The 12,554-nt window shown below is 33.3% G+C and carries 14 protein-coding genes; all 14 read left to right on the top strand.

Features of this window, described 5'->3' with window-relative positions:
- Positions 1-749 precede the first annotated feature (749 nt).
- The 14 genes from IDG64_RS11150 to veg all read left to right on the top strand — a co-directional run bounded on the left by IDG64_RS11150 (position 750) and on the right by veg (position 12,486).
- Positions 750-2,087: an aminotransferase class V-fold PLP-dependent enzyme gene (locus tag IDG64_RS11150; RefSeq protein WP_000812837.1), complete on the top strand. Its 1,338-nt coding sequence runs from the start codon at positions 750-752 to the stop codon at positions 2,085-2,087.
- Position 2,088: 1 nt separating this feature from the next.
- Positions 2,089-2,706, top strand: coding sequence for a dTMP kinase (gene tmk / locus IDG64_RS11145; RefSeq protein WP_001272131.1), 618 nt, complete (start codon positions 2,089-2,091; stop codon positions 2,704-2,706).
- Positions 2,707-2,733: 27 nt separating this feature from the next.
- Positions 2,734-3,063 carry a cyclic-di-AMP receptor gene (locus IDG64_RS11140; protein WP_000781979.1) on the top strand — a complete coding sequence of 110 codons (330 nt, stop codon included), beginning with the start codon at positions 2,734-2,736 and terminating at the stop codon, positions 3,061-3,063.
- Positions 3,064-3,276: 213 nt separating this feature from the next.
- Positions 3,277-4,203, top strand: coding sequence for a DNA polymerase III subunit delta' C-terminal domain-containing protein (locus IDG64_RS11135; RefSeq protein ID WP_000344330.1), 927 nt, complete (start codon positions 3,277-3,279; stop codon positions 4,201-4,203).
- A complete protein-coding gene (locus tag IDG64_RS11130) occupies positions 4,204-5,007 on the top strand; it encodes a PSP1 domain-containing protein (RefSeq protein WP_001134191.1) in 804 nt (267 codons plus the stop codon).
- A 16-nt stretch (positions 5,008-5,023) separates the two neighbouring features.
- Positions 5,024-5,371, top strand: a complete 348-nt coding sequence (yabA, locus tag IDG64_RS11125) for a DNA replication initiation control protein YabA (protein ID WP_000375686.1) — start codon at positions 5,024-5,026, stop codon at positions 5,369-5,371.
- Positions 5,372-5,644: 273 nt separating this feature from the next.
- On the top strand, positions 5,645-6,370 hold the full coding sequence (locus IDG64_RS11120; protein ID WP_000910689.1) for a tRNA1(Val) (adenine(37)-N6)-methyltransferase: 726 nt from the start codon (positions 5,645-5,647) through the stop codon (positions 6,368-6,370).
- The gene (locus tag IDG64_RS11115; protein ID WP_000377064.1) at positions 6,363-6,611 is read left to right on the top strand and encodes a GIY-YIG nuclease family protein; all 249 of its coding nucleotides are present in this window, start codon (positions 6,363-6,365) and stop codon (positions 6,609-6,611) included. Before IDG64_RS11120 ends, IDG64_RS11115 begins: the two co-directional genes overlap by 8 nt.
- Position 6,612: 1 nt before the next feature.
- Positions 6,613-7,452 (top strand): 16S rRNA (cytidine(1402)-2'-O)-methyltransferase, encoded by an 840-nt coding sequence (gene rsmI, locus IDG64_RS11110; RefSeq protein WP_000279925.1) that lies wholly within the window; start codon positions 6,613-6,615, stop codon positions 7,450-7,452.
- A 284-nt stretch (positions 7,453-7,736) separates the two neighbouring features.
- Complete coding sequence (metG, locus tag IDG64_RS11105; RefSeq protein ID WP_001051129.1) at positions 7,737-9,710, top strand: methionine--tRNA ligase; 1,974 nt, start codon at positions 7,737-7,739, stop codon at positions 9,708-9,710.
- 30 nt (positions 9,711-9,740) lie between these two features.
- Positions 9,741-10,514, top strand: coding sequence for a TatD family hydrolase (locus IDG64_RS11100; protein ID WP_000904312.1), 774 nt, complete (start codon positions 9,741-9,743; stop codon positions 10,512-10,514).
- 168 nt (positions 10,515-10,682) lie between these two features.
- Positions 10,683-11,219: a ribonuclease M5 gene (gene rnmV, locus IDG64_RS11095; protein WP_000700071.1), complete on the top strand. Its 537-nt coding sequence runs from the start codon at positions 10,683-10,685 to the stop codon at positions 11,217-11,219.
- Positions 11,212-12,123: a 16S rRNA (adenine(1518)-N(6)/adenine(1519)-N(6))-dimethyltransferase RsmA gene (rsmA, locus tag IDG64_RS11090; protein ID WP_001641323.1), complete on the top strand. Its 912-nt coding sequence runs from the start codon at positions 11,212-11,214 to the stop codon at positions 12,121-12,123. Before rnmV ends, rsmA begins: the two co-directional genes overlap by 8 nt.
- 99 nt (positions 12,124-12,222) lie before the next feature.
- Complete coding sequence (gene veg / locus IDG64_RS11085) at positions 12,223-12,486, top strand: biofilm formation stimulator Veg (RefSeq protein WP_001126664.1); 264 nt, start codon at positions 12,223-12,225, stop codon at positions 12,484-12,486.
- Positions 12,487-12,554 lie beyond the last annotated feature (68 nt).

Below are 12,554 nucleotides of genomic sequence, written 5' to 3'. Positions count from 1 at the left end.
AGAGCTAAATGAGTAAGCGAGAGCCGAAGGAGAGGAAAGAAGCAAGCGATTGTCACAAGTCAAGAAAGGTTCTTAGCGACGATGGTAGCCAACTTACGTTCCGCTAGAGTAGAACGTTGCCAGGCAAAAATGGATGCGATGAGCCGCATTGAGACCGTGAGGTCTCTTTTTTTATGTCTAAAACATCAAAATAAAAAGCAAACACAAAGAAAAATGGCTTGGCGAAGTGAAAACGTTTGAATCTGACGAAACGAGAAAAGAGCGCAACGAGTTTAGTAGAGCTAAATGAGTAAGTGAGAGCCGAAAAAGAGGAAAGAAGCAAGCAATTGTCACAAGTCAAGAAAGGTCTTTAGCGACGATGGTAGCCAACTTACGTTCCGCTAGAGTAGAACGTTGCTAGGCAAGAAATGGATGCGATGAGCCGCATTGAGTTTTGGAAATGATATTTTAATAATGTGCACTTTTGATTGTTTAAATCTGTGACTAGAAGTATAAGTGAAGACATTCAGAAGTATTATAAAAAGTGAACAGCAGTAAGATAGTTTTTAATCATAAATCATCTTACTGCTGTTTTTAGGTTTTATGTCTAATATTTTTTAAATCGAAATACAAAAAGGAAATTAATTATTATACAATAGACAAGCTATTGCATAAGTAACACTAACTTTTGTCAAAGAAGTGTTACTATATAATTAATACTTTTGAAAGTAACTAATTCCAAAACAGTGTAAATAAAGGAAGCGTATATCATGAAGCAACCTATTTTAAATAAATTAGAAAGTTTAAATCAAGAAGAAGCGATTTCTTTGCATGTTCCGGGTCATAAAAATATGACTATCGGTCATTTATCTCAATTATCAATGACAATGGATAAAACTGAAATACCTGGATTAGATGATTTACATCATCCTGAAGAAGTCATTTTGGAAAGTATGAAGCAGGTGGAGAAACATTCAGATTATGATGCTTATTTCTTAGTGAATGGCACCACTTCAGGAATATTATCTGTCATCCAGTCTTTTTCACAGAAAAAAGGCGATATCTTAATGGCAAGAAATGTACATAAATCTGTATTACATGCGCTCGATATTAGCCAACAAGAAGGGCATTTTATTGAAACGCATCAAAGTCCGTTAACGAATCATTATAATAAAGTTAATTTAAGCCGTTTGAATAATGACGGTCACAAACTTGCTGTGTTGACTTATCCTAACTATTACGGTGAAACATTTAATGTAGAAGAGGTTATCAAATCTTTGCACCAATTAAATATTCCTGTACTCATTGACGAAGCACACGGCGCGCACTTTGGATTGCAAGGATTTCCAGATTCTACATTAAATTATCAAGCTGACTATGTTGTTCAATCTTTTCATAAAACGTTACCAGCTTTAACGATGGGCTCGGTACTTTATATTCATAAAAATGCACCTTATAGAGAAACTATTATAGAATATCTAAGCTACTTCCAAACATCTAGTCCTTCGTATTTGATTATGGCTAGTTTAGAGTCAGCTGCCCAGTTCTATAAAACATATGATAGTACCGTGTTTTTTGATAAGAGAGCACAATTAATCGAATGTTTGGAGAATAAAGGTTTTGAAATGCTTCAAGTTGATGATCCGTTGAAGTTGTTGATAAAATATGATGGCTTTACAGGACATGATATTCAAAGTTGGTTTATGAATGCACATATCTATTTAGAGTTAGCAGACGACTATCAAGCTTTAGCAATATTGCCGTTATGGCATCATGATGATACGTATTTATTTGATTCGCTTTTACGTAAAATTGAAGATATGATTTTACCGAAAAAATCAGTTTCTAAAGTTAAACAAACACAACTTTTAACAACTGAAGGTAACTATAAACCAAAACGCTTTGAATATGTTACTTGGTGTGATTTGAAAAAGGCAAAAGGTAAAGTTCTGGCGCGACATATTGTCCCGTATCCGCCAGGGATTCCTATTATTTTCAAAGGAGAAACAATAACTGAAAATATGATAGAATTGGTAAATGAATATCTGGAAACTGGAATGATAGTTGAAGGAATTAAAAATAATAAAATTTTAGTTGAGGATGAATAAAATGTCAGCTTTTATAACTTTTGAGGGCCCAGAAGGCTCTGGAAAAACAACTGTAATTAATAAAGTTTACCATAGATTAGTAAAAGATTATGATGTCATTATGACAAGAGAACCGGGCGGCGTTCCTACTGGTGAAGAAATACGTAAAATTGTATTAGAAGGCAATGATATGGACATTAGAACTGAAGCAATGTTATTTGCTGCATCTAGAAGAGAACATCTTGTATTAAAGGTCATACCAGCTTTAAAAGAAGGTAAGGTTGTGTTGTGTGATCGCTATATCGATAGTTCATTAGCTTATCAAGGTTATGCTAGAGGGATTGGCGTTGAAGAAGTAAGAGCATTAAACGAATTTGCAATAAATGGATTATATCCAGACTTGACGATTTATTTGAATGTTAGTGCTGAAGTAGGCCGCGAACGTATTATTAAAAATTCAAGAGATCAAAATAGATTAGATCAAGAAGATTTAAAGTTTCACGAAAAAGTAATTGAAGGTTACCAAGAAATCATTCATAATGAATCACAACGGTTCAAAAGCGTTAATGCAGATCAACCTCTTGAAAATGTTGTTGAAGACACGTATCAAACTATCATCAAATATTTAGAAAAGATATGATATAATTGTTAGAAGAGGTGTTATAAAATGAAAATGATTATAGCGATCGTACAAGATCAAGATAGTCAGGAACTTGCAGATCAACTTGTTAAAAATAACTTTAGAGCAACAAAATTGGCAACAACAGGTGGGTTTTTAAGAGCAGGTAATACAACATTCTTATGTGGTGTCAATGATGACCGTGTAGATGAAATATTGTCTGTGATTAATCAAACGTGTGGTAATAGAGAACAGTTGGTTTCACCTATTACACCTATGGGAGGCAGTGCGGATTCGTACATTCCATATCCAGTTGAAGTTGAAGTTGGCGGTGCTACTGTATTTGTTATGCCAGTTGATGCATTCCATCAATTTTAATTCTATAATACAATCATCAATTAGAGATACTTAAAATAGTGTATTAATAAGTTATTAACAATTTTGGGTTGCTTGACTGCGACTAGTTCAGATGCCAATAGATTTGATTTTTGTGGTTCTAAAAATAATCACAAATCATGGTCGCTATTGTTGCAGTAATTAGTTGCTCTTTGGCAACCTTTTTATATAAAAGCAAAAGGGAGTTTGTAATGAATGGATGAACAGCAACAATTGACGAATGCATATCATTCAAATAAATTATCGCATGCCTATTTATTTGAAGGTGATGATGCACAAACGATGAAACAAGTTGCGATTAATTTTGCAAAGCTTATTTTATGTCAAACAGATAGTCAATGTGAAACAAAGGTTAGTACATATAATCATCCAGACTTTATGTATATATCAACAACTGAGAATGCAATTAAGAAAGAACAAGTTGAACAACTTGTGCGTCATATGAATCAACTTCCTATAGAAAGCACAAATAAAGTGTACATCATTGAAGACTTTGAAAAGTTAACTGTTCAAGGGGAAAACAGTATCTTGAAATTTCTTGAAGAACCACCGGACAATACGATTGCTATTTTATTGTCTACAAAACCTGAGCAAATTTTAGACACAATCCATTCAAGGTGTCAGCATGTATATTTCAAGCCTATTGATAAAGAAAAGTTTATAAATAGATTAGTTGAACAAGACATGTCTAAGCCAGTAGCTGAAATGATTAGTACTTATACTACGCAAATAGATAATGCAATGGCTTTAAATGAAGAATTTGATTTATTAGCATTAAGGAAATCAGTTATACGTTGGTGTGAATTGTTGCTTACTAATAAGCCAATGGCACTTATAGGTATTATTGATTTATTGAAACAGGCTAAAAATAAAAAACTGCAATCTTTAACTATTGCAGCTGTGAATGGTTTCTTCGAAGATATCATACATACAAAGGTAAATGTAGAGGATAAACAAATATATAGTGATTTAAAAAATGATATTGATCAATATGCGCAAAAGTTGTCGTTTAATCAATTAATTTTGATGTTTGATCAACTGACGGAAGCACATAAGAAATTGAATCAAAATGTAAATCCAACGCTTGTATTTGAACAAATCGTAATTAAGGGTGTGAGTTAGATGCCAAATGTAATAGGTGTTCAGTTTCAAAAAGCGGGAAAATTAGAATATTATACACCTAATGATATACAAGTAGATATAGATGACTGGGTAGTTGTCGAATCTAAAAGAGGCATAGAGATAGGTATTGTTAAAAATCCATTAATGGATATTGCTGAAGAGGATGTTGTGTTACCTCTTAAAAATATTATTCGCATTGCTGATGACAAAGATATTGATAAATTTAATTGTAATGAACGAGATGCTGAAAATGCATTAATACTATGTAAAGACATTGTAAGAGAACAAGGTTTGGACATGCGTTTAGTCAATTGCGAATATACATTAGATAAATCGAAAGTTATTTTTAATTTTACGGCGGATGATCGTATTGATTTTAGAAAATTAGTAAAAATATTAGCGCAACATTTAAAAACACGTATCGAGTTGAGACAAATTGGTGTAAGGGATGAAGCCAAATTGCTTGGCGGTATCGGACCTTGTGGTAGGTCGTTATGTTGTTCTACATTTTTAGGGGATTTTGAACCAGTATCGATTAAGATGGCTAAGGATCAAAATTTATCATTAAATCCAACTAAAATTTCCGGTGCATGTGGTCGTTTGATGTGTTGTTTAAAATATGAAAATGACTACTATGAGGAAGTACGTGCACAATTACCTGATATCGGTGAAGCAATTGAAACGCCTGATGGTAACGGGAAAGTAGTTGCTTTAAATATATTAGACATTTCTATGCAGGTGAAGCTTGAGGGACATGAACAGCCACTTGAATATAAATTAGAAGAAATAGAAACTATGCATTAAGGAGGCATTATTACATTTGGATCGCAATGAAATATTTGAAAAAATAATGCGTTTAGAAATGAATGTCAATCAACTTTCAAAGGAAACTTCAGAATTAAAGGCACTTGCAGTTGAATTAGTAGAAGAAAATGTAGCGCTTCAACTTGAAAATGATAATTTGAAAAAGGTGTTGGGCAATGATGAACCAACTACTATTGATACTGCGAATTCAAAACCAGCAAAAGCTGTGAAAAAGCCATTACCAAGTAAAGATAATTTGGCTATATTGTATGGAGAAGGATTTCATATTTGTAAAGGCGAATTATTTGGAAAACATCGACATGGTGAAGATTGTCTGTTCTGTTTAGAAGTTTTAAGTGATTAATCAAGCACACTCAAATAGTGTTATAATTATAAATGAATATGGTTTGGATAAGTCTGAGACAATGCATGTTTCAGGCTTTAATTGTGTATAAAGTTTTGGTGATTGCATAAGAGATAGCGGTACTAAATGTTATTATTAAGTGTGCACGCAGTATCATTAGTTATAAAATGTAGCTGTTAAAAGTCAAAAATACATCGAATGTAGATAGGCATATAATATAAAAAGAGATTTCAATTACTCAATAGAAAAAGGTTGTCTTCATAGGAGTTAAAAATGTTAAAAGAGAATGAACGATTTGATCAACTAATCAAAGAAGATTTTAGTATTATTCAAAATGATGATGTTTTTTCGTTTTCAACGGATGCTTTGTTGTTAGGGCATTTTACAAAACCTAGAACAAAAGATATAGTGTTGGACTTATGTTCAGGCAATGGGGTGATACCCTTGTTATTGTTTGCGAAACATCCACGACATATAGAAGGTGTTGAGATTCAAAAAACACTTGTCGATATGGCGCGACGCACATTTCAATTCAATGATGTTGATGAATATTTAACAATGCATCACATGGATTTGAAAAACGTTACTAAAGTATTTAAACCTTCACAATATACTTTAGTAACGTGTAATCCGCCTTATTTTAAAGAGAATCAGCAACACCAACATCAAAAAGAAGCACATAAGATAGCGAGACATGAGATTATGTGTACACTTGAAGATTGCATGATTGCAGCCCGTCATTTATTAAAAGAAGGTGGCAGGCTAAACATGGTACATCGTGCAGAGAGACTAATGGATGTCTTGTTTGAAATGAGAAAAGTGAATATTGAACCTAAGAAAGTCGTTTTTATATATAGTAAAGTAGGGAAATCAGCACAAACGATAGTAGTAGAAGGTCGAAAAGGTGGAAATCAAGGTTTAGAAATCATGCCCCCATTTTATATTTATAATGAAGATGGTAATTATAGCGAAGAAATGAAGGAAGTATATTATGGATAGTCATTTTGTATATATTGTAAAATGTAGTGATGGAAGTTTATATACAGGATACGCTAAAGACGTTAATGCACGTGTTGAAAAACATAACCGAGGTCAAGGAGCCAAATATACGAAAGTAAGACGTCCGGTGCATTTAGTTTATCAAGAAATGTATGAGACAAAGTCTGAAGCATTGAAGCGTGAATATGAAATTAAAACTTATACCAGACAAAAGAAATTGCGATTAATTAAGGAGCGATAGTATGGCTGTATTATATTTAGTGGGCACACCAATTGGTAATTTAGCAGATATTACTTATAGAGCAGTTGATGTATTGAAACGTGTTGATATGATTGCTTGTGAAGACACTAGAGTAACTAGTAAGCTGTGTAATCATTATGATATTCCAACTCCATTAAAGTCATATCACGAACATAACAAGGATAAGCAGACTGCTTTTATCATTGAACAGTTAGAATTAGGTCTTGACGTTGCGCTCGTATCTGATGCTGGATTGCCCTTAATTAGTGATCCTGGATACGAATTAGTAGTGGCAGCCAGAGAAGCTAATATTAAAGTAGAGACTGTGCCTGGACCTAATGCTGGGCTGACGGCTTTGATGGCTAGTGGATTACCTTCATATGTATATACATTTTTAGGATTTTTGCCACGAAAAGAGAAAGAAAAAAGTGCTGTATTAGAGCAACGTATGCATGAAAATAGCACATTAATTATATACGAATCACCGCATCGTGTGACAGATACATTAAAAACAATTGCAAAGATAGATGCAACACGACAAGTATCACTAGGGCGTGAATTGACTAAGAAGTTCGAACAAATTGTAACTGATGATGTAACACAATTACAAGCATTGATTCAGCAAGGCGATGTACCATTGAAAGGCGAATTCGTTATCTTGATTGAGGGTGCTAAAGCGAACAATGAGATATCGTGGTTTGATGATTTATCTATCAATGAGCATGTTGATCATTATATTCAAACTTCACAGATGAAACCAAAACAAGCTATTAAAAAAGTTGCTGAAGAACGACAACTTAAAACGAATGAAGTATATAATATTTATCATCAAATAAATTAATTACTTTATCGATTATATGAAATTTTAAACGATTTTATAAACGCAAGCTGTAATTTTAAATGGTAAGTTATCATTTTGCATTGATACTGATAAAATGATGTTGACTATGATAAAAAAATGATGACATCGACGTTTTTTAATGTAAAATAAATACATTGAAAGTAATAAATACCTTAACATTGAATAAGATGAAAATGAGATGACGAGATAAATGTTCGCGTCCGTTGAAATGCATAGAAATCTTAGATATTATTTGAAGTGAGACATTACGAGGAGGAACAGTTATGGCTAAAGAAACATTTTATATAACAACCCCAATATACTATCCTAGTGGGAATTTACATATAGGACATGCATATTCTACAGTGGCTGGAGATGTTATTGCAAGATATAAGAGAATGCAAGGATATGATGTTCGTTATTTGACTGGAACGGATGAACACGGTCAAAAAATTCAAGAAAAAGCTCAAAAAGCTGGTAAGACAGAAATTGAATATTTGGATGAGATGATTGCTGGAATTAAACAATTGTGGGCTAAGCTTGAAATTTCAAATGATGATTTTATCAGAACAACTGAAGAACGTCATAAACATGTCGTTGAGCAAGTGTTTGAACGTTTATTAAAGCAAGGTGATATCTATTTAGGTGAATATGAAGGTTGGTATTCTGTTCCGGATGAAACATACTATACAGAGTCACAATTAGTAGACCCACAATACGAAAACGGTAAAATTATTGGTGGCAAAAGTCCAGATTCTGGACACGAAGTTGAACTAGTTAAAGAAGAAAGTTATTTCTTTAATATTAGTAAATATACAGACCGTCTATTAGAATTCTATGACCAAAATCCAGATTTTATACAACCACCATCAAGAAAAAATGAAATGATTAACAACTTCATTAAACCAGGACTTGCTGATTTGGCTGTTTCTCGTACATCATTTAACTGGGGTGTCCATGTTCCGTCTAATCCAAAACATGTTGTTTATGTTTGGATTGATGCGTTAGTTAACTATATTTCAGCATTAGGCTATTTATCAGATGATGAGTCACTATTTAACAAATACTGGCCAGCAGATATTCATTTAATGGCTAAGGAAATTGTGCGATTCCACTCAATTATTTGGCCTATTTTATTGATGGCATTAGACTTACCGTTACCTAAAAAAGTCTTCGCACATGGTTGGATTTTGATGAAAGATGGAAAAATGAGTAAATCTAAAGGTAATGTCGTAGACCCTAATATTTTAATTGATCGCTATGGTTTAGATGCTACACGTTATTATCTAATGCGTGAATTACCATTTGGTTCAGATGGCGTATTTACACCTGAAGCATTTGTTGAGCGTACAAATTTCGATCTAGCAAATGACTTAGGTAACTTAGTAAACCGTACGATTTCTATGGTTAATAAGTACTTTGATGGCGAATTACCAGCGTATCAAGGTCCACTTCATGAATTAGATGAAGAAATGGAAGCTATGGCTTTAGAAACAGTGAAAAGCTACACTGAAAGCATGGAAAGTTTGCAATTTTCTGTGGCATTATCTACGGTATGGAAGTTTATTAGTAGAACTAATAAGTATATTGACGAAACAACGCCTTGGGTATTAGCTAAGGACGATAGCCAAAAAGATATGTTAGGCAATGTAATGGCTCACTTAGTTGAAAATATTCGTTATGCAGCTGTATTATTACGTCCATTCTTAACACATGCGCCGAAAGAGATTTTTGAACAATTGAACATAAACAATCCTCAATTTATGGAATTTAGTAGTTTAGAGCAATATGGTGTGCTTACTGAGTCAATTATGGTTACTGGGCAACCTAAACCTATTTTCCCAAGATTGGATAGCGAAGCGGAAATTGCATATATCAAAGAATCAATGCAACCGCCTGCTACTGAAGAGGAAAAAGAAGAGATTCCTAGCAAACCTCAAATTGATATTAAAGACTTTGATAAAGTTGAAATTAAGGCAGCAACGATTATTGATGCTGAACATGTTAAGAAGTCAGATAAGCTTTTAAAAATTCAAGTAGACTTAGATTCTGAACAAAGACAAATTGTATCAGGAATTGCCAAATTCTATACACCAGATGATATTATTGGTAAAAAAGTAGCAGTTGTTACTAACCTGAAACCAGCTAAATTAATGGGACAAAAATCTGAAGGTATGATATTATCTGCTGAAAAAGATGGTGTATTAACCTTAGTAAGTTTACCAAGTGCAATTCCAAATGGTGCAGTGATTAAATAACTGTATTTTTAAAAATTAGGAGAGATAATTATGTTAATCGATACACATGTCCATTTAAATGATGAGCAATACGATGATGATTTGAGTGAAGTGATTACACGTGCTAGAGAAGCAGGTGTTGATCGTATGTTTGTAGTTGGTTTTAACAAATCGACAATTGAACGCGCGATGAAATTAATCGATGAGTATGATTTTTTATATGGCATTATCGGTTGGCATCCAGTTGACGCAATTGATTTTACAGAAGAACACTTGGAATGGATTGAATCTTTAGCTCAGCATCCAAAAGTGATTGGTATTGGTGAAATGGGATTAGATTATCACTGGGATAAATCTCCTGCAGATGTTCAAAAGGAAGTTTTTAGAAAGCAAATTGCTTTAGCTAAGCGTTTGAAGTTACCAATTATCATTCATAACCGTGAAGCAACTCAAGACTGTATCGATATCTTATTGGAGGAGCATGCTGAAGAGGTAGGCGGGATTATGCATAGCTTTAGTGGTTCTCCAGAAATTGCAGATATTGTAACTAATAAGCTGAATTTTTATATTTCATTAGGAGGACCTGTGACATTTAAAAATGCTAAACAGCCTAAAGAAGTTGCTAAGCATGTGTCAATGGAGCGTTTGCTAGTTGAAACCGATGCACCGTATCTTTCGCCACATCCGTATAGAGGGAAGCGAAATGAACCGGCGAGAGTAACTTTAGTAGCTGAACAAATTGCTGAATTAAAAGGCTTATCTTATGAAGAAGTGTGCGAACAAACAACTAAAAATGCAGAGAAATTGTTTAATTTAAATTCATAAAGTTAAAAGTGAGAAAGATCACCGCCATAAATGTAAACGATGCTATATTCGTTTAATATGCTATGGTTCTTTCTCACTTTTTTAAATTAAAATATTAATGCAGTTGAATGGATTGAAAAAAGATAGTTTTTAGTATTAAAAACTTTATAGTAGAGAAAGGCGTTTTAAATGAAAATCAATGAGTTTATTGTTGTTGAAGGTCGAGATGATACTGAACGTGTTAAACGAGCTGTAGAATGTGATACGATTGAAACAAATGGCAGTGCAATCAATGAGCAAACTTTGGAAGTAATTAGAAATGCACAACAAAGTCGTGGTGTCATTGTACTGACAGATCCAGATTTTCCTGGAGATAAAATTAGAAGTACAATTACGGAGCATGTAAAAGGTGTTAAACACGCATATATTGATAGAGACAAAGCTAAAAATAAAAGAGGAAAAATCGGTGTTGAACATGCTGAATTAGAAGATATAAAGGAAGCGTTAATGCATGTGAGTTCACCATTTGAAGAAGCATATGAGTCAATTGATAAAACCGTGTTAATTGAGTTAGGACTAATTGTCGGTAAAGATGCTAGACGTCGTCGTGAAATTTTAAGTAGGAAATTACGAATTGGTCACTCAAACGGAAAGCAATTATTGAAGAAGTTAAATGCTTTTGGTTATACGGAAACAGATGTAAGGCAAGCTTTAAAAGATGAATAAGGAAGTGAATCAGTTGGATAATAAAGATATTGCAACGCCATCTCGAACACGAGCATTATTAGATAAATATGGATTTAATTTTAAGAAAAGTTTAGGTCAGAACTTTTTAATAGACGTTAATATTATAAATAATATTATCGATGCAAGTAATATTGATGAACGTACTGGTGTTATTGAAATTGGACCTGGTATGGGGTCATTAACTGAACAGTTGGCGAAACACGCTAAAAAAGTATTGGCATTTGAAATAGACCAACGCTTAATACCTGTACTTAAGGACACATTATCACCATATGATAATGTGACAGTGATTAACGAAGATATTTTAAAAGCAAATATTAAAGCAGCAGTTGAAAACCATTTACAAGACTGCGAAAAAATAATGGTTGTCGCGAATTTACCGTATTACATTACAACGCCGATACTTTTAAATTTGATGCAACAAGATATACCAATTGATGGCTACGTGGTGATGATGCAAAAAGAAGTGGGCGAACGCTTAAATGCTGAAGTAGGTTCAAAAGCATATGGTTCGTTATCAATTGTCGTACAATACTATACAGAGACTAGTAAAGTATTAACGGTACCTAAATCTGTATTTATGCCACCACCTAATGTTGATTCAATAGTTGTAAAACTGATGCAGAGAACTGAACCGTTAGTAACAGTAGATAACGAGGAAGCATTCTTTAAGTTAGCAAAAGCAGCATTTGCACAAAGAAGAAAGACAATTAACAATAACTATCAAAATTATTTTAAAGATGGTAAACAACACAAAGAAGTGATTTTACAATGGTTGGAACAAGCAGGTATTGATCCAAGACGTCGCGGTGAAACGCTATCTATTCAAGATTTTGCTAAATTGTATGAAGAAAAGAAAAAATTCCCTCAATTAGAAAATTAAATGATTGACAAAGCAAAGCACTATTGTTAAAATTTAAATTTTGTTTGACGAAAACGCTGCAAATATGGTATTATGTAACTTGTAGCGAGGTGGAGCAATATGCCAAAATCAATTTTGGACATCAAAAATTCTATTGATTGTCATGTAGGAAATCGTATTGTACTGAAAGCCAATGGAGGCCGTAAGAAAACAATAAAACGTTCTGGAATTTTAAAAGAAACATATCCGTCAGTTTTCATTGTTGAGTTAGATCAAGACAAACACAACTTTGAGAGAGTATCTTATACATACACTGATGTGTTAACTGAAAATGTTCAAGTTTCATTTGAAGAGGATAATCATCACGAATCAATTGCACACTAAATAAGACATATAGAGATGTTAGACGTTTCTTAGTATAAGAAGTAAATATTATGATAATTATTTGAGTG

Source organism: Staphylococcus sp. EG-SA-15 (assembly GCF_017151895.1).
Lineage (GTDB): Bacteria > Bacillota > Bacilli > Staphylococcales > Staphylococcaceae > Staphylococcus > Staphylococcus aureus.
The sequence above is the reverse complement of the archived record's forward strand: the minus strand, read 5'-3'. Positions and strand labels throughout refer to the sequence as shown.